Origin of the sequence: Pseudomonas sp. A-1 (assembly GCF_004801855.1) — a bacterium.
In the GTDB taxonomy this organism is placed as follows: domain Bacteria; phylum Pseudomonadota; class Gammaproteobacteria; order Pseudomonadales; family Pseudomonadaceae; genus Geopseudomonas.
Map to the genome: position 1 here is coordinate 1 of NZ_SSTC01000080.1, position 18230 is coordinate 18230.

At 69.4% G+C, this 18230-nt stretch carries 16 protein-coding genes; 10 read left to right on the forward strand and 6 right to left on the reverse strand.

The features are described from left to right. The 4 genes from E5198_RS16360 to E5198_RS16375 form a co-directional block, all read right to left on the reverse strand. A partial coding sequence (locus tag E5198_RS16360) for an acetyl/propionyl/methylcrotonyl-CoA carboxylase subunit alpha (RefSeq protein ID WP_136491036.1) occupies positions 1-1553 on the reverse strand: 1553 nt, incomplete at its 3' end. After that, on the reverse strand, positions 1550-2350 hold the full coding sequence (locus E5198_RS16365; protein WP_136491037.1) for a gamma-carboxygeranoyl-CoA hydratase: 801 nt from the start codon (positions 2348-2350) through the stop codon (positions 1550-1552). The genes E5198_RS16365 and E5198_RS16360, both read right to left, overlap by 4 nt. A gap of 11 nt (positions 2351-2361) precedes the next feature. Beyond that, a complete protein-coding gene (locus E5198_RS16370; RefSeq protein ID WP_136491038.1) occupies positions 2362-3969 on the reverse strand; it encodes a carboxyl transferase domain-containing protein in 1608 nt (535 codons plus the stop codon). 112 nt (positions 3970-4081) lie between these two features. Beyond that, on the reverse strand, positions 4082-5245 hold the full coding sequence (locus E5198_RS16375) for an isovaleryl-CoA dehydrogenase (protein WP_136491039.1): 1164 nt from the start codon (positions 5243-5245) through the stop codon (positions 4082-4084). Between the two features lie 240 nt (positions 5246-5485). On the opposite strand from E5198_RS16375, the gene E5198_RS16380 reads away from it, so the two are divergent. From E5198_RS16380 to E5198_RS16425, 10 genes are all read left to right on the forward strand, one after another. After that, on the forward strand, positions 5486-7165 hold the full coding sequence (locus E5198_RS16380) for an AMP-binding protein (protein WP_136491040.1): 1680 nt from the start codon (positions 5486-5488) through the stop codon (positions 7163-7165). 143 nt (positions 7166-7308) lie between these two features. Beyond that, positions 7309-7902: a peroxidase-related enzyme gene (locus E5198_RS16385; RefSeq protein ID WP_136491041.1), complete on the forward strand. Its 594-nt coding sequence runs from the start codon at positions 7309-7311 to the stop codon at positions 7900-7902. Positions 7903-8033: 131 nt separating this feature from the next. Continuing rightward, on the forward strand, positions 8034-8807 hold the full coding sequence (locus E5198_RS16390) for an ABC transporter ATP-binding protein (RefSeq protein WP_136491042.1): 774 nt from the start codon (positions 8034-8036) through the stop codon (positions 8805-8807). Then, positions 8804-9529 carry an ABC transporter ATP-binding protein gene (locus E5198_RS16395; RefSeq protein ID WP_136491043.1) on the forward strand — a complete coding sequence of 242 codons (726 nt, stop codon included), beginning with the start codon at positions 8804-8806 and terminating at the stop codon, positions 9527-9529. The genes E5198_RS16390 and E5198_RS16395 overlap by 4 nt, the downstream gene beginning before the upstream one ends. A gap of 106 nt (positions 9530-9635) precedes the next feature. Beyond that, positions 9636-10862, forward strand: a complete 1227-nt coding sequence (locus E5198_RS16400) for an ABC transporter substrate-binding protein (protein ID WP_136491044.1) — start codon at positions 9636-9638, stop codon at positions 10860-10862. Positions 10863-10960: 98 nt separating this feature from the next. After that, positions 10961-11848: a branched-chain amino acid ABC transporter permease gene (locus E5198_RS16405; protein ID WP_136491045.1), complete on the forward strand. Its 888-nt coding sequence runs from the start codon at positions 10961-10963 to the stop codon at positions 11846-11848. 2 nt (positions 11849-11850) lie between these two features. After that, positions 11851-12861, forward strand: coding sequence for a branched-chain amino acid ABC transporter permease (locus tag E5198_RS16410; RefSeq protein WP_136491051.1), 1011 nt, complete (start codon positions 11851-11853; stop codon positions 12859-12861). A gap of 16 nt (positions 12862-12877) precedes the next feature. Continuing rightward, complete coding sequence (locus E5198_RS16415) at positions 12878-13627, forward strand: electron transfer flavoprotein subunit beta/FixA family protein (RefSeq protein ID WP_136491046.1); 750 nt, start codon at positions 12878-12880, stop codon at positions 13625-13627. Further along, the gene (locus tag E5198_RS16420) at positions 13627-14556 is read left to right on the forward strand and encodes an FAD-binding protein (protein WP_136491047.1); all 930 of its coding nucleotides are present in this window, start codon (positions 13627-13629) and stop codon (positions 14554-14556) included. The genes E5198_RS16415 and E5198_RS16420 overlap by 1 nt, the downstream gene beginning before the upstream one ends. 121 nt (positions 14557-14677) lie before the next feature. Then, positions 14678-16096, forward strand: a complete 1419-nt coding sequence (locus E5198_RS16425) for a homospermidine synthase (RefSeq protein WP_136491048.1) — start codon at positions 14678-14680, stop codon at positions 16094-16096. Between the two features lie 50 nt (positions 16097-16146). On the opposite strand, the gene E5198_RS16430 is transcribed toward E5198_RS16425, so the two are convergent. Together E5198_RS16430 and E5198_RS16435 are read right to left on the reverse strand one after the other, a co-directional pair. Further along, a complete protein-coding gene (locus E5198_RS16430) occupies positions 16147-16860 on the reverse strand; it encodes an ABC transporter ATP-binding protein (RefSeq protein WP_136491049.1) in 714 nt (237 codons plus the stop codon). Then, positions 16853-18073: an ABC transporter permease gene (locus E5198_RS16435; protein WP_136491050.1), complete on the reverse strand. Its 1221-nt coding sequence runs from the start codon at positions 18071-18073 to the stop codon at positions 16853-16855. The genes E5198_RS16430 and E5198_RS16435 overlap by 8 nt, the downstream gene beginning before the upstream one ends. Between the last annotated feature and the right edge of the window lie 157 nt (positions 18074-18230).

An 18230-nucleotide genomic window follows, 5' to 3' on the forward strand; every position in this document is an offset into this window, starting at 1 on the left:
CGCAGGCGCACCACGCGCTGGGCGTCGCCGCAGCGCAGGGCGAGGTCGGTTTCCGCCGGCAGGCCGGCGCGCCAGCCGCAGCTGCCCTGCCAGGGCGAGTGCGGATCGTCGCCGCGCACGCGCTCGGCCTCGCCCTGCACGAAGGCGCTGGCGGCCAGCTGCCAGAAGCTCTCCGGCAGCTCGCCCGGCGGCGGCAGCAGCTGCGCCTGGTGGCGCGGGATGAAGCCGGTGTCCAGCTCGGCATTGGCGAACGCCGGGTGGGCCAGCACGCGGCGCAGGAAGGCCAGGTTGGTCCTCACCCCGCCCACCGCGGTCTCGGCGAGCATGGCCAGCAGGCGCTGGCGCGCTTCCTCGCGGTTCTCGCCCCAGGCGATCAGCTTGCCGAGCATCGGGTCGTAGAAGGGGGAGACGGTGTCGCCCTCGGCCACGCCGCTGTCGACGCGGCGGCCGGGGCCGGCGCTCGGCTCGCGGTACAGCTCCAGGGTGCCGGTGGCCGGCAGGAAGTCGTGGTCCGGATCCTCGGCGTACAGGCGCACCTCGATGGCGTGGCCGAGCAACGGCACCTCGTCCTGGCTGATCGGCAGCGGCTCGCCGCGGGCGACGCGGATCTGCCAGGCGACCAGGTCGAGGCCGGTGATCGCCTCGGTGACCGGGTGCTCGACCTGCAGGCGGGTGTTCATCTCCATGAAGAAGAACTCGCCGCGCGCATCCAGCAGGAACTCCACGGTGCCGGCGCCGACGTAGCCGATGGCCTGGGCCGCCTTGACCGCCGCCTCGCCCATGGCGCGGCGCAGCGCCGGCGACAGGCCCGGGGCCGGGGCTTCCTCGACCACCTTCTGGTGGCGGCGCTGGATCGAGCAGTCGCGCTCGTTGAGGTACAGGCAGTTGCCGTGCATGTCGGCGAACACCTGGATCTCCACGTGGCGCGGCTTGAGCACGTACTTTTCCACCAGCATGCGCGCGTCGCCGAAGGCGGCCTGCGCCTCGCGCTGGGCGGAGGCCAGCGCCTCGGCCAGCTCGCTCTCGCGCTCGACCACCTTCATACCCTTGCCGCCGCCGCCGGCGGCGGCCTTGAGCAGCACCGGGTAGCCGATCACCTCGGCGGCGGTGCGGAAGGTCTCGTAGTCCTGGGCTTCGCCGTGGTAACCGGGCACCAGCGGCACGCCGGCGGTCTCCATCAGCGCCTTGGCCGCCGACTTGCTGCCCATGGCGTCGATGGCGCTGGCCGGCGGGCCGAGGAAGATCAGCCCGGCCGCCTCGATGGCGCGGGCGAAGCCGGCGTTCTCGGAGAGGAAGCCGTAGCCGGGGTGGATGGCCTGGGCGCCGCTGGCCTTGGCCGCGGCGATCAGCTTGTCGACCAGCAGGTAGCTGTCGGCCGGCTTGGCGCCGCCCAGATCGACGCGGATGTCGGCCTCGCGGGCGTGGCGGGCGTTGGCGTCGATGGCGCTGTGCACGGCCACGGTGGTCAGGCCGAGGGCCTTGGCGGTGCGCATCACCCGGCAGGCGATCTCGCCGCGGTTGGCCACCAGCAGGGTGTCGATGTGTCGGGTCATGCGTGCTTCTCCTGCCAGGCGGGGCTGCGTTTCTCGAGGAAGGCGCGCAGGCCCTCCTGGCCTTCCTGGCTGACGCGCAGGCGGGCGATGGCGCTTTCGGTGTGGCGGCGCAGGGCCGGCGACAGCTCGGCGCTGCCGACCTCGCCGAGCAGGTCCTTGGTCGCCTTCATCGCCTGCGGGCTGTTCAGCTGCAGCTCGGCGATCCAGCGCTCCAGCGCGGCGTTCAGCTCGGCGGCCGGGTAGCACTCGGCGAGCAGGCCCAGCTCGCGGGCGCGGGGGCCATTGAAGCGCTCGGCGGACAGCGCGTAGCGGCGCGCGGCGCGCTCGCCGATGGCCTTGACCACGAACGGGCTGATCACCGCCGGGGCCAGGCCGATGCGCACCTCGGACAGCGAGAACAGCGCGTCCTCGGCGCCGATGGCGATGTCGCAGCAGGCGGCCAGGCCCACCGCGCCGCCGAAGGCCGCGCCCTGCACCACGGCCAGGGTCGGCAGGGGCAGGTGGTAGAGGTTGTACATCAGCTCGCCCAGTTCGTGGGCATCACGCAGGTTGGCGTCGTAGTCCAGCTCGGCGGCCTCGCGCATCCAGGCGAGGTCGGCGCCGGCGGAAAAGTGCTTGCCGCGCCCGCGCAGGATCAGGAAGCGCAGTTCGGGGTGGTCCTTGACCCGGTCGAGGGCGTCGATCAGCTCGCGGATCATGGTGGCGTTGAAGGCGTTGTTCTTGTCGGCGCGGTCCAGCCACAGGGTGGCGAAGCCGCGCGGATCGAAGTCGAGCTGGATGGTCTGGAAGTCGCTCATCTCGGGGCCTCTTACATCCGGAACACGCCGAACGGGGTCGGCTCGATGGGGGCGTTCAGGCTGGCCGACAGCGCCAGCGCCAGTACCTGCCGAGTCTGCGCCGGGTCGATCACGCCGTCATCCCACAGCCGCGCGCTGGAGTAGTAGGGGTGGCCCTGGCGCTCGTACTGCTCGAGGATCGGCTGGCGGATGGCTTCCTCCTCCTCGGCGGAGAAGGTCTTGCCGCTGCGCTCGACCTGCTCGCGCTTGACCTGGGTGAGCACCCCGGCGGCCTGGGCCGCGCCCATCACGCCGATCCGCGCGTTCGGCCACATCCACAGGAAGCGCGGGTCGTAGGCACGGCCGCACATGCCGTAGTTGCCGGCGCCGAAGCTGCCGCCGATGATCACGGTGAACTTCGGCACCTTGGCGCAGGCCACCGCGGTGACCAGCTTGGCGCCGTGCTTGGCGATGCCGCCGGCCTCGTACTTCTGGCCGACCATGAAGCCGGTGATGTTCTGCAGGAACAGCAGCGGGATGCCGCGCTGGCAGGCCAGCTCGATGAAGTGCGCGCCCTTCTGCGCCGCCTCGGCGAACAGGATGCCGTTGTTGGCGAGGATGGCCACCGGGTAGCCGTGCAGGCGGGCGAAGCCGCACACCAGGGTGGTGCCGAACAGCGCCTTGAACTCGTCGAACTCGCTGCCGTCGACCAGCCGGGCGATCACCTCGCGCACGTCGAACGGCTGCTTGGCGTCGGCCGGGATCACTCCGTACAGCTCCTCGCCGGCGTACAGCGGCGCGCGCGGCGCGACGCTCTCCAGCTGGCCCTGCTTGCGCCAGTTGAGGTTGGCCACGCAGCGGCGGGCGATGGCCAGCGCGTGGGCGTCGTTCTCGGCGTAGTGGTCGGCCACCCCGGAGGTCTTGCAGTGCACGTCGGCGCCGCCCAGTTCCTCGGCGGTGACAACCTCGCCGGTGGCTGCCTTCACCAGCGGCGGGCCGGCGAGGAAGATGGTCGCCTGGTTGCGCACCATGATGGTCTCGTCGGCCATCGCCGGCACGTAGGCGCCGCCGGCGGTGCACGAGCCCATGACTACCGCAATCTGCGGGATGCCCTGGGCGCTCATGTTGGCCTGGTTGAAGAAGATCCGGCCGAAGTGTTCGCGGTCGGGGAACACCTCGTCCTGGCGCGGCAGGTTGGCACCGCCGGAGTCGACCAGGTAGATGCACGGCAGGCGGTTCTGCTGGGCGATGGTCTGCGCGCGCAGGTGCTTCTTGACGGTCAGCGGGTAGTAGCTGCCGCCCTTCACGGTGGCGTCGTTGCCGATGATCATGCACTCGACGCCCTCGACGCGGCCGATGCCGGCGACCACGCCGGCGGCCGGCACGTCCTCGCCGTACACCTCATGGGCGGCCAGCGCGGAAACCTCGAGGAAGGCCGAGCCCGGGTCGAGCAGGGCGTTGATGCGCTCGCGCACCAGCAGCTTGCCGCGCGCGGTGTGACGCTGCTGGGCGGCGACGCCGCCGCCCTCGCTGATGCGCCCGAGCAGGGCGCGCAGGTTGTTCACCTGTTCGAGCATGACCGCGCTGTTGGCGGCGAATTCCGGCGAACGGGTATTGATCTGGGTGTGCAGGATGGCCATGGGGCTCACTCCGTCGGGATCGATCGCTCCCACGCTCCGGCGTGGGAGTGCCGCTTGAGGACGCTGAGCGTCCGTTCGGGGTGCCCACGCCGGAGCGTGGGCACCATCATGCTCATTTCGACTCGTTGAACAGCTCGCGGCCGATCAGCATGCGGCGGATCTCGCTGGTGCCGGCGCCGATCTCGTAGAGCTTGGCGTCGCGCAGCAGGCGTCCGGTGGGGAACTCGTTGATGTAGCCGTTGCCGCCGAGGATCTGGATCGCCTGCAGGGCCATCTGGGTGGCGCTCTCGGCGGTGTAGAGGATCACCCCGGCGGCGTCCTTGCGGGTGGTCTCGCCGCGGTCGCAGGCCTGCGCCACGGTGTACAGGTAGGCGCGGCTGGCGTTGAGCTGGGTGTACATGTCGGCGACCTTGCCCTGGATGAACTGGAACTCGCCGATGGCCTGGCCGAACTGCTTGCGGTCGTGGATGTAGGGCACCACCACGTCCAGGCAGGACTGCATGATGCCGACCGGGCCGCCGGCCAGCACCACGCGCTCGTAGTCGAGGCCGCTCATCAGTACGCGCACGCCGCCGTTGAGCTGGCCGAGGACGTTCTCCTCCGGCACCTCGACGTCGTCGAAGAACAGTTCGCAGGTGTTGGAGCCGCGCATGCCCAGCTTGTCGAACTTGCTGCCGCGGGTGAAACCCTTCCAGTCGCGCTCGACGATGAACGCGGTGATGCCGTGCGCGCCCTTGTCCAGGTCGGTCTTGGCGTAGATCACGTAGGTGTTGGCGTCCGGGCCGTTGGTGATCCAGGTCTTGCTGCCGTTGAGGACGAAGCGGTCGCCGCGCTTCTCGGCGCGCAGCTTCATGGAGACCACGTCGGAGCCGGCGTTCGGCTCGCTCATCGCCAGCGCGCCGACGTGCTCGCCGCTGATCAGCTTGGGCAGGTACTTCTGCTTCTGCGCCTCGCTGCCGTTGCGCTTGATCTGGTTGACGCACAGGTTGGAGTGCGCGCCGTAGGACAGCGCCACCGAGGCCGAGGCGCGGCTGATCTCCTCCATGGCCACCACGTGGGCCAGGTAGCCCATGCCCGCGCCGCCGTACTCCTCCGGCACGGTGATGCCGAGCAGGCCCATCTCGCCGAACTTCTTCCACATGTCCATGGGGAAGGTGTTGGTGGCGTCGATCTCGGCGGCACGCGGCGCCAGCTCGGCGTCCACGAAGGCGCGCACCTGGTCGCGCAGCATGTCGACGGTTTCACCGAGGGCGAAGTTGAGGCTGGAGTAAGTCATGGAACCACCTTTTGTCTGTCTTGTAGTTGTGCGGTTTGCAGGTTAGTACGGTAACCGGTGCGCTGCTCCCGGAGCCCCCGTTCCAGTCCGGCGCCTGCCGTTCCGGGGTGGGTTGTCAGTCGGTAACCTTTACGTTAACGTAAACAAACCCCGCGGCGACTGTCAACAACCCCGGTCGCCCCGGGACAGCAAGTCTCAGAAGTGGCAAACCTCATAACAAACATAAGACTGAGGGATTCTATGAATCTTCCGAGCTACACCTGCGGACCGCAGGAGAAACCGCTGCTGGCCATGACCATCGGTGCAGCCTTCGATCAGACGGTTTCCCGTTTTGCCCAGCGCGAGGCGCTGGTGGTGCGCGACCAGGGCCTGCGCTACAGCTGGGCCCAGCTGGGCGAGGCGGTCGACCGCTGCGCGCGCGCCTTCATCGCCCTCGGCCTGCAGCCGGGCGAGCGCCTGGGCATCTGGTCGCCGAACCGTGCCGAGTGGACCATCGCCCAGTTCGCCAGCGCCAAGGCCGGCGTCATCCTGGTCAACATCAACCCCGCCTACCGGCTCAACGAGCTGGAGTACGCGCTCAAGCAGTCCGGCTGTCGCTGGCTGATCTGCGCCGACACCTTCAAGACCTCCGACTACCACGCCATGCTCGGCGAGCTGCTGCCCGAGCTGGCCACCAGCGCCACCGGCGCGCTGCACAGCCACATGCTGCCGGAGCTGCGCGGGGTGATCAGCCTCGGCGCGCAACCGGCCGACGGCATGCTCGGCTGGCAGCAGCTGCAGGCGCTGGCCGAGCAGGTCGGCCCCGAGCAGCTGCGCCAGTGCGGCGAGCAGCTGCAGTTCGACGAGCCGATCAACATCCAGTACACCTCCGGCACCACCGGCTTCCCCAAGGGCGCCACCCTCAGCCACTACAACATCCTCAACAACGGCTACATGGTCGGCGAGAGCCTCGGCCTCACCGAGCAGGACCGCCTGGTCATCCCGGTGCCGCTGTACCACTGCTTCGGCATGGTGATGGGCAACATCGGCTGCCTGACCCACGGCAGCACCATGATCTACCCGAGCGCCGCCTTCGAGCCGCTGGCCGCCCTGCAGGCGGTGGCCGAGGAACGCGCCACCGCGCTGTACGGCGTGCCGACCATGTTCATCGCCATGCTCGACCACCCCGAGCGTGCCGGCATGGACCTGTCCAGCCTGCGCACCGGCATCATGGCCGGCGCCACCTGCCCGATCGAGGTGATGAAGCGGGTGATCGCCGAGATGCACATGAGCGAGGTGCAGATCGCCTACGGCATGACCGAGACCAGCCCGGTATCGACCCAGACCGGCCCGGCCGACGATCTGGAGCGCCGCGTGACCAGCGTCGGCCGCACCCAGCCGCACCTGGAGAGCAAGATCGTCGACGAGCACGGCCGCGTGGTGCCGCGCGGGCAGATCGGCGAGCTGTGCACCCGCGGCTACAGCGTGATGCTCGGCTACTGGAACAACCCCGAGGCCACCCGCGAGGCCATCGACGGCGCGCGCTGGATGCACACCGGCGACCTGGCGGTGATGGACGACGAGGGCTACATCCGCATCGTCGGCCGCAACAAGGACATGATCATCCGCGGCGGCGAGAACGTGTACCCGCGCGAGATCGAGGAGTTCCTGTTCACCCACGCGGCGGTGGCCGACGTGCAGGTGATCGGCGTGCCGGACAGCAAGTACGGCGAGGAGATCGTCGCCTGGGTCAAGCTGCATCCGGGGCACGCGGTCGAGGCCGAGGCGCTGCGCGAGTACTGCAAGGGGCGCATCGCCCACTTCAAGATCCCGCGGCACATCAAGTTCGTCAGCGACTTCCCGATGACCATCAGCGGCAAGGTGCAGAAGTTCCGCATGCGCGAGATCAGCGTGGTGGAGCTGGGCATCAACCACCACTGAATGCCGGCAGCTTCGGTGATCGTTCCCACGCTCCGCGTGGGAACGTCGCCGCCCGGACGCTCCGCGTCCCTCCAGCGTGAGCACGGGCGCAGCGCGCCCGGAGCGTGGGCACCATCAATCGGATAACAAGAAAGGAATCACGCATGACCGCTTCGATCAGCCGCTTCCCCGTTCCCGAGTCCCTCGACGAGCTGCCGCAGGACCTGCGCGAGCGCATCCTCGCCGTGCAGGACAAGGCCGGCTTCGTGCCCAACGTGTTCCTCATGCTGGCGCACCGCCCCGACGAGTTCCGCGCCTTCTTCGCCTGGCACGACGCGCTGATGGAGCGCGAATCCGACAGCCTGACGGTGGCCGAGAAGGAGATGATCGTGGTCGCCACCAGCGCCCGCCACGGCTGCCTGTACTGCGTGGTGGCGCACGGCGCGGTGCTGCGCATCCGCAGCAAGGATCCGCAGCTGGCCGACCAGCTCGCCATCAACCACCGCACGGCGGCCATCGGCGAGCGCCAGCGAGTGATGCTCGACTTCGCCATGCACCTGAGCTTCGCGCACGGCGTGCTCGACGACGCCTGGCAGGCGCGCCTGCAGGCGGTCGGTTTCAGCCTGAACGACATCTGGGACATCGGCGCCGTCGCCGCCTTCTTCAGCCTGTCCAACCGCCTGGTGTCGCTGGCCGGCACCCCGCCCAACGACGAGTTCTACCTGATGGGCCGTCTGCCGCGCGAATCGCGCAGCTGATCACGTTGCACTGCACTAAAGGCGTACGAATGGCGCTTGCCGCCCGCCGCTCCATGCTGTTAACGTTTACGTAAAGGCCACCAAGGCCTGCGCCTCATCCAACAAAAACAATCAAGGTTAGAGGGCACCCCATGGCACCAGAGTTCGTGCTGGAAACACGCGGCCTGACCAAGGAATTCCGCGGCTTCACCGCGGTGGACTCGGTCGATCTGCGCGTGCAGAAGGGCCATATCCACGCGCTGATCGGTCCCAACGGGGCCGGCAAGACCACCGTGTTCAACCTGCTCACCAAGTTCCTCACCCCGACCCGCGGCGAGATCCTCTACTACGGCCAGCCGATCACCGGCATGAAGCCCAACGAGATCGCCCGCCTGGGCCTGGTGCGCTCGTTCCAGATCTCCGCCGTGTTCGGTCACATGAGCGTGCGCGACAACGTGCGCGTGGCCCTGCAGCAGCGCGAGGGCAACTCCTTCCATTTCTGGAAGCCGGCGCGCTGCCTGGATGCGCTCAACGAGCGCGCCGAGCAGCTGCTGGCCGAGGTCGACCTGCTGTCCTTCGCCGATACCCTGACCATCGAGCTGCCCTACGGCCGCAAGCGCGCCCTTGAGCTGGCCACCACCCTGGCGCTGGAGCCCAAGGTGCTGCTGCTCGACGAGCCGACCCAGGGCATGGGCCACGAGGACGTCGACATGGTGGTCGGCCTGGTGCGCCGCGCCGCGGTCGGCCGCACCGTGGTGATGGTCGAGCACAACCTCAGCGTGGTCAGCCGCCTGTGCGACCGCCTCACCGTGCTGGCGCGCGGCTCGATCCTCGCCGAGGGCGACTACGCCACCGTTTCCGCCAACCCGCAGGTGCGCGAGGCGTACCTGGGCAGCGAGGCCGCCGCCGAGGAGGCCCACGCATGACCAGCCTGCACACCAATCCGGATTTCGAACAGCTGCGCCTCAGCGACCTGCACGCCTTCTACGGCGAGTCGCACATCCTCCACGGCATCGATCTCTTGGTGCGCCGCGGCGAGCTGGTGACCCTGCTTGGGCGCAACGGCGCCGGGCGCACCACCACCCTGCGCGCGATCATGAACCTGGTCGGCCGGCGCACCGGCTCGATCATGATCAACGGCAACGAGACCATCGGCGTCGCCGCGCACATGATCCCGCGCCTGGGCGTCGGCTACTGCCCCGAGGAGCGCGGCATCTTCGCCAGCCTCAACGTCGAGGAGAACCTGCTGCTGCCGCCCACCGTGCGCAGCGGCGGCATGAGCCTCGACGAGATCTACGAGATGTTCCCCAACCTCTACGAGCGCCGCTTCAGCCAGGGCACCCGGCTGTCCGGCGGCGAGCAGCAGATGCTGGCCATGGCGCGCATCCTGCGCACCGGCGCCAACCTGCTGCTGCTCGACGAGATCACCGAGGGCCTCGCCCCGGTGATCGTGCAGAAGCTCGGCGAGGTGCTGCTCAAGCTCAAGGACAAGGGCCTGACCATCGTCCTGGTCGAGCAGAACTTCCGCTTCGCCGCGCCGCTGGCCGACCGCCACTACCTGATGGAACACGGCCAGATCGTCGAGGAGATTACCGCCGCCGAACTGCCGGCGAAGAAGGAACTGCTCAACACCTGTCTGGGCGTCTGAACCCCGTAATACCCCGCGGCACCTGCCCGGCGCGCACGCGCCGGCGGGCTTCCGTCGGTCTGCTCGTCTGTACCACAACAATAACCATGGAACAGTGGGTGAACACATGAAGGTATTCCAGAAGACCGCAACCGCTCTGCTCGTCTCCAGCCTGATCGCCGGCAGCGCGCAGGCATCGATCAGCAACGACGAGATCCGCATCGGCTACCTCGCCGACATGTCCGGCACCTATCGCGATCTCGCCGGTCCCGGTGGCCTGGAGGCGCTGAAGATGGCGGTGGAGGATTTCGGCGGCAACGTCGACGGCAAGAAGATCGTCATCTTCAACGCCGACGACCTCAACAAGCCGGACGTCGGCGCCAACACCGTGCGCCAGTGGGTCGACGAGCGCAACGTCGACATGGTGACCGGCCTGGTCGCCTCCTCGGTGGTGCTGGCGGCGGTCAAGGTGGTCGAGCAGGCCGACAAGCTGGCGCTGATCTCCGGCGCCGCCTCCTCGGGCATCACCAACGAATCCTGCTCGCCCAACCATATCCACTGGACCTACGACACCTACGCGCTGGCCAACGGCACCGCCAAGGCGGTGCTCGAGTCCGGCGGCAAGAGCTGGTACATGCTGACCGCCGACTATGCCTTCGGGCATGCCCTGGAGGCGGACATCACCAAGGTGGTGACCGGTGGCGGCGGCAGCGTGGTCGGCACCGTGCGCCATCCGTTCCCCAGCCAGGACTTCTCCTCCTACATCCTCCAGGCCCAGGGCTCCGGCGCCCAGGTGGTGGCGCTGGCCAACGCCGGCGCCGACACCGTCAACGCGCTGAAGACCGCCAGCCAGTTCGGCGTCACCCAGTCCGGGCAGACGCTGGCCGGCATGCTGGTGTTCCTCAACGACATCCACGCCATGGGCCTGGACGTCACTCAGGGCCTGATGCTGACCACCGGCTGGTACTGGGACATGAACGACGAGACCCGCGCCTGGGCCAAGCGCTACTACGAGCGCGTCGGCAGCATGCCGACCATGTCCCAGGCCGGCGTCTACTCGGCGACCATGCACTACCTCAACGCGGTCAAGGCCACCGGCAGCGACGACACCACCACCGTGCGCGCCAAGATGGCCGCCACCCCGGTCAACGACATGTTCGCCAAGGGCGGCAAGATCCGCGAGGACGGCCGCATGGTCCACGACATGTACCTGGCCCAGGTCAAGACCCCGGCCGAGTCGAAGGGCGAGTGGGACCTGTACAAAATCGTCAGCACCATCCCCGGCGACCAGGCGTTCCGCCCGCTGAGCGAGAGCCAGTGCAAGCTGGTCAAGGATCGGGTGGCGAAGAACTGATCGACCGCCGGCTCCCGCGCGCCTGAGTGCGCGCGGGAGCGAGCCATCCACCCGGCCCGCGCGGCCGGGTGTCGCGGACTTCCTGTGGGTGGTGACTCATGACTCTCGTATTCGGTATTCCCCTGGGCGTGCTGCTCGGCCAGCTGCTGCTCGGCCTGATCAACGGCGCCTTCTACGCGCTGCTCAGCCTCGGCCTGGCGATCATCTTCGGCCTGCTGCGCATCATCAACTTCGCCCACGGCGCGCTGTACATGCTCGGCGCCTTCACCGCGCTGCTCGGCCTCAACTACCTGGGCGTCAACTACTGGGTGGCGCTGGTGCTCTCGCCGCTCTTGGTCGGCGCCATCGGCATGGCCGTCGAGCGCCATCTGCTGCGGCGCATCGCCGGCGAGGATCACCTCTACGGCCTGCTGCTGACCTTCGGCCTGGCGCTGATCGTCGAGGGCAGCTTCGTCAAGCTGTTCGGCGTGTCCGGGGCCTCCTACCCGATGCCCGAGCTGCTCAAGGGCGGCGTCAACCTCGGCTTCATGTTCCTGCCCACCTACCGCGCCTGGGTGGTGGTGGCCGCGCTGGTGGTGTGCATCGCCACCTGGTACATGATCGAGCGCACCCGCCTCGGTTCCTACCTGCGCGCCGGCACCGAGAACCCCAAGCTGATGCAGGCCTTCGGCATCAACGTGCCGCTGTTGATCACCCTGACCTACGGCTACGGCGTGGCGCTGGCCGCCTTCGCCGGGGTGCTCGCCGCGCCGATCTACCCGGTCAGCCCGACCATGGGCGCCAACCTGCTGATCGTGGTGTTCGCCGTGGTGGTGATCGGCGGCATGGGCTCGATCATGGGCGCCATCGTCACCGGTCTGGCCATGGGCCTGATCGAGGGCCTGACCAAGGTGTTCTATCCGCAGGCGGCCAGCACCGTGGTGTTCCTGGTGATGGTGATCGTCCTGCTGTTCCGCCCGGCGGGACTGTTCGGGAAGGAGGCATGAGTATGTCGAGTCTGGAAAACATTCAGGCGGCCGCGGCCGTCGCCCATCCGCAGGTCGAGCTGGAGCGCCGTCGCGCGCAGCAGCGGCGCAAGCTGGTCGGCTACCTGGTGCTGCTCGGCGTGGCGCTGGTCGCCCCGCTGGCGGTGTATCCGGTGTTCCTGATGAAGCTGCTGTGCTTCGCCCTGTTCGCCTGCGCCTTCAACCTGCTGCTCGGCTACGCGGGGCTGCTGTCCTTCGGCCACGCCGCCTTCCTCGCCACCGGCGGCTACGTCACCGGCTACCTGCTCAGCCAGTACTCGGGGCTGTCCACCGAGCTGGGCATCCTCGCCGGCACGGTGGCCTCGGGCGTGCTCGGCCTGGGCTTCGGCCTGCTGGCGATCCGCCGCCAGGGCATCTACTTCGCGATGATCACCCTGGCGCTGGCGCAGCTGGTGTTCTTCCTGTTCGTCCAGGCGCCGTTCACCGGCGGCGAGAACGGCCTGCAGGGCGTGCCGCGCGGCGAGCTGTTCGGCCTGATCGACCTGAAGAGCAACCTGGCGATGTACTACTTCGTGCTGGCGGTGTTCGTGTTCGGCTTCGCGGTGATCCAGCGCACCATCCACTCGCCCTACGGCCAGGTGCTCAAGGCGATCCGCGACAACGAGCCGCGCGCCATCTCCCTCGGCTACAACGTCGCCGCCCACAAGCTGCTGGCCTTCGTCATCTCCGCCACCCTCACCGGCCTGGCCGGGGCGACCAAGACCGTGGTGTTCCAGCTGGCCTCGCTGACCGACGCCCACTGGCACATGTCCGGCGAGGTGATCCTGATGACCCTGCTCGGCGGCGTCGGCACCGTGCTCGGCCCGCTGGTCGGCGCCGGCGTGGTGGTGACCCTGCAGAGCTACCTGTCCAACGGCCCGCTGGGCGACTGGGTGCACGTCATCCTCGGGGTGATCTTCGTGCTCTGCGTGCTGCTGTTCCGCGCCGGCATCGTCGGCTGGGTGCAGAAGCTGATCCGCCGCAACTTCAAGTGACAACAAGAGGCAACCGATGAAGATCCTCGTGACCGTGAAACGCGTGGTGGACTACAACGTCAAGGTCCGCGTCAAGGCCGACGGCTCCGGCGTCGACCTGGCCAACGTCAAGATGGCGATGAATCCGTTCTGCGAGATCGCCGTGGAAGAGGCAGTGCGCCTCAAGGAAAGGGGCATCGCCAGCGAAGTGGTGGTGGTCTCGGTCGGCCCGAACGCCGCCCAGGAGCAGCTACGCACCGCCCTGGCCCTCGGCGCCGACCGCGCCGTGCTGGTCGAGAGCACTGACGAGCTCGGCTCGCTGGCCATCGCCAAGCTGCTCAAGGCGGTGGTCGACCGCGAGCAGCCGCAGCTGGTGATCCTCGGCAAGCAGGCCATCGACAGCGACAACAACCAGACCGGGCAGATGCTCGCCGCGCTGACCGGCTTCGCCCAGGGCACCTTCGCCTCCAGGGTGGAGATCGCCGGCGAACAGGCCCGCGTGACCCGCGAGATCGACGGCGGCCTGCAGACCGTGTCCCTCAACCTGCCGGCCATCGTCACCACCGACCTGCGCCTCAACGAGCCGCGCTACGCCTCGCTGCCCAACATCATGAAGGCCAAGAAGAAGCCGCTGGACGTGCTGACGCCGGAGGCGCTCGGCGTGTCCACCGCCTCCACGGTGAAGGTGCTCAAGGTCGAGGCGCCGGCCGCGCGCAAGGCCGGCATCAAGGTCGGCTCGGTGGCCGAGCTGGTCGACAAACTGAAGAACGAAGCGAAGGTGATCTGATGGCTATCCTGGTACTCGCCGAGCACAACAATGCCGCGCTGGCCGCGGCCACCCTCAACACCCTCGCGGCCGCCAGCCAGATCGGCGGCGACATCCACCTGCTGGTCGCCGGCCAGGGCTGTGGCGCGGTGGCCGCCGCCGCCGCCCAGGTCGCCGGGGTGAGCAAGGTGCTGGTCGCCGACGCCCCGGCCTACGCCCACCAGCTGCCGGAGAACCTCGCGCCGCTGCTGGCCGAGCTGGGCCGCGCCTACAGCCACGTGCTGGCCGCGGCCACCAGCAACGGCAAGAACGTCCTGCCGCGGGTCGCCGCGCTGCTCGACGTCGAGCAGATCTCGGAAATCATCAGGGTCGTCAGTGCCGACACCTTCCAGCGGCCGATCTACGCCGGCAACGCCATCGCCACCGTGCAGTCCAGCGCGGCGGTGAAGGTCATCAGCGTGCGCGCCACCGGCTTCGACGCGGTGGCCGCCACCGGCGGCAGCGCCGCGATCGAGCCCCTGGCCTGTGGCGAGGACTACGGGATTTCCTGCTTCGTCGGCGCGGAGCTGGCGCAGTCCGAGCGTCCCGAGCTGACCGCGGCGAAGATCGTCGTCTCCGGCGGCCGCGGCCTGCAGAACGGCGACAACTTCCAGTTGCTCTACCAGGTGGCCGACCAGCTCGGCGCCGCGGTGGGCGCCTCGCGCGCGGCGGTCGACGCCGGCTTCGTGCCCAACGACATGCAGGTGGGGCAGACCGGCAAGATAGTCGCCCCCGAGCTGTACATCGCCGTCGGCATCAGCGGCGCCATCCAGCACCTGGCGGGGATGAAGGACTCCAGGGTGATCGTGGCGATCAACAAGGACGAGGAAGCGCCGATCTTCCAGGTCGCCGACTACGGCCTGGTCGCCGACCTGTTCGAGGCGGTGCCGGAGCTCGGCCGCGCGCTCTGAGCCCGGCCATGCCGGTCGCCCGCAGGGCGGCCGGCACACCCCTGGGCCGTCTTCCCTCGCGCCGGCGTCCCGCTTCCTATACTGAGGCCTATGCCAGGAATGCCAGGAAGGGGGACGGCCATTGGACACTTCGCATCAGCGTCAGGCGTTCGCCGGGCGCATCGTCCTGCTCGGCTTCGGCTGCATCGGCCAGGGGGTGCTGCCGCTGCTGCTGCGCCACATCGCCCTGCGCCCGGCGCAGCTGGTGATTCTCGCCGCCGACGCCGAGGGTTTCGCTGCGGCCGAGCAGGCCGGCATCGCCCATCGCCAGCTGGCGCTCACCCCGGCCAACTACCGCACGGCGCTCGAGCCGCTGCTCGATCCGGGCGACTTCCTGCTCAACCTGTCGGTGGACGTCAGCAGCGTGGCGCTGATCGCGCTGTGCCGCGAGCGCGGCGCCCTCTATCTGGACGCCTGCATCGAGCCCTGGGCCGGCGGTTACGTCGACCGCCGCCTGCCGGCGGCGCAGCGCAGCAACTACGCCCTGCGCGAGGCGGCGCTGGCGCTGCGCCGGAGCGATGCGCCCGGGCCGACCGCGGTGCTGGCCCACGGTGCCAATCCGGGGCTGGTATCGCACCTGGTGAAGATGGCGCTGCTCGAACTGGCCGCCGGCAACGGCATGGCGCAGCCGGCGCCGGCCAGCCGCACGGAGTGGGCGCGCCTGGCGCAGCGCCTGGGCGTTCGCGTCATCCACGTCGCTGAGCGCGACTGGCAGGTGGACCGCCAGCGCAAGGTGCCGGACGAGTTCGTCAACACCTGGTCGGTGCCCGGCTTCGTCAGCGAGTTGCTGCAGCCGGTCGAGCTGGGCTGGGGCAGCCACGAGCGGCATCTGCCAGCCGACGGCCGTCGCCATGCCGGGGGCAGCCAGGCGGCCATCTACCTGGAGCGTCCGGGCGCGGCCACCCGGGTGCGCAGCTGGACGCCGCTGGCCGGTCCTTACCACGGTTTCCTGATCAGCCACGGCGAGGCGATCTCCATCGCCGACTACTTCACCCTGGGGGCGGGCGATGCCCCCGAGTACCGGCCGACCGTGCTCTATGCCTACCACCCCTGCGACGACACCGTGCTGTCGTTGGACGAACTGGCCGGGCGCAACTGGCAGCTGCAGCCGCGGCTGCGCGTGCTGCGCGACGGCATCGTCTCCGGCGTCGACGAGCTGGGCGTGCTGCTGCTCGGTCACGACGACGGAGCCTACTGGTACGGCTCGCGGTTGTCCGTCGAGCAGGCCCGTGCGCTGTGTCCGGCCAACGGCCCGACCAGCCTGCAGGTGACGGTGGGCGTTGTCGCCGGGGTGGTCTGGGCGATGCGCAACCCGGCCTGCGGGGTGGTCGAGCCCGACGAGATGCCCTTCGAGGAGATCCTCGACTTCTGCCGGCCCTACCTCGGCGAGCTGGTCGGCGCGTTCAGCGACTGGACGCCGCTGGAGGGGCGCGGCTGGCTGTTCGACGAGGATCTCGACACGGACGATCCCTGGCAGTTCAAGAATTTCCGCGTGCAGTAGGGTGCGCCGTGCGCACCATGGGTAGCGCCTTGGTGCGCACGGCGCACCACTCAGCCATTCAGCTGATCGCTGACGATGCGCCCGTCGACCAGCTGCACGGTGCGCGCGCAGCTGGCCGCCAGGCGCGGGTCGTGGGTGACCACCAGCACCGCGCAGCCGAACTCGCGGTTGAAGCGGCGGAACAGGGTGAACACGCTTTCCGCAGTCCTGGTGTCGAGGTTGCCGGTCGGCTCGTCGGCCAGCAGCAGCGCCGGGCGGGTGACCAGCGCGCGGGCGATGGCCACCCGCTGCTGCTGGCCGCCGGAGATGCGGTTGGCCTTGCTGGCGGCGAAGCCGGCCAGGCCGACCGCGTGGAGCAGCTCGAGGGCCAGTTCGCGGTCCTCGGCGCGCGGCTTGCCGTGGCGGATCATCAGCGGCATCAGCACGTTGTCCAGCACGCTGAACGCCGGGATCAGGTGGTGGAACTGGAACACGAAGCCGATCGCCTCGTTGCGCAGGCGGGTGCGCGCGCCGTCGTCCAGCTCGCGGGTCGGCTGGCCGAGCAGGTACAGCTCGCCGCCGGTGGGCGAGTCGAGCAGGCCGATGAGGTTGAGCAGGGTGCTCTTGCCCGAGCCGGACGGGCCGATCAGCGCGGTCAGCTCGCCGCGCACCAGGCGCAGGTCGATGTCGTGCAGCACCTGCTGCTCCAGCGGCGTGCCGGGGTTGTAGGCCTTGCACAGGCCGGCCAGGCGCAGCACTTCCTGGTCGCGTTCGAATTCAGACATAGCGGATCGCCACTGCCGGGTCGTAACGGGCCGCGCGGCGCGCCGGCATGGCCGCGGCCAGTACGCCGGTGACGGTGGCCACCGCCATGGCGGTGGGAATCAGCGTCGGGTCGACCGGGATGAAGAACAGCCCGGGGCCGAACACGTTGAACACCTGCACCAGCGACCAGCCGACCAGTCCGCCGAGGCCGGAGCCGGCCAGGCCGAGCAGGCCGCCCTGCAGGAGGAACACGCGCAGGATCTGCCCGCGCGGGCTGCCCATGGCGCGCAGGATGCCGATCTCGCGGGTGCGCTGCACCACGCTCACCGCCAGCACGCTGGCGATGCCGAAGGCCACCGACAGGCCGACGAACAGGCGGATCATCTGGGTGGTCATGGTCTGCGAGCGCAGCGCGTTGAGCAGCTGGCCGTTGGTGGCCATCCAGCTTTCCGCCTTGAGCCCGGTGAGGCGCGCCAGGCGCGTGGCGATGGCCTCGGCCTGGAAGATCTGCTGCACCGCGGTCTCGATCACCGTCACCCCGCCGGGCAGGTCGAGCAGGGTCTGCGCCTGCTTGAGGTCGAGGTAGACGTAGCGCGCGTCCAGCTCGCGCACCTCCAGCTCGAAGATGCCGGAAACGTCGACCACCGCCTCGCGGCCCTCGCCGGCATCCAGGCGCAGCTTGTCGCCGATGCCCAGGCCGAGATCCTCGGCCAGCTCCTTGCCGATCACCGCATGGCCGGCCTCGACCCGGAAGCGTCCGGCGATCAGGTGCGGCTCGATGGGGATGATGCGCTGGTAGCGCGCGGGGTCGATGCCGAGCAGGGCCACCGAGGCGCGCGCCACGCCGCGGCGGGCGATGGCCGGGCCGCTGATCAGCGGCGACACCGCGCGCAGCTGCGGCTGCTGGTCGAGGACGTCGCGCACGTCGGGCCAGTTGACGATGGTGCGCAGGCGCTGGGCGCGCGGGCTTTCCAGGGTCAGCGCCACGGCACCGTCTTGCGGCGGCGGCACGCGGTTGACCTCGTCCGGCGGCAGGATGCGGATGTGCGCCTGGGTGCCGAGGGTGCGTTCGATGACGTTGGCCTGCAGGCCGGTGATCAGCGCGGTGATGAACACGATCACCGCCGAGCCGACGGCGATGCCGACGATGATCAGCAGGCTCTGCAGGCGGTTGTCGGCGAGGAAGCGCAGGGCGATCTTCCATTCGACCCACTGGGTGTCGATCAGGCGCATGGCCTCACTCCGTCACGCCGGCCGGCAGCGGCTGCTCGCGCAGGCGCACGCGCTGGCCGGGCTCGGCGTCGGCGGCGAGCACCGCATCGCCCGCGGCCAGGCCCTCGACCACCTCGCTGAGCGCGGTGCCGCGCAGGCCGAGGGTCACCGCGACCCG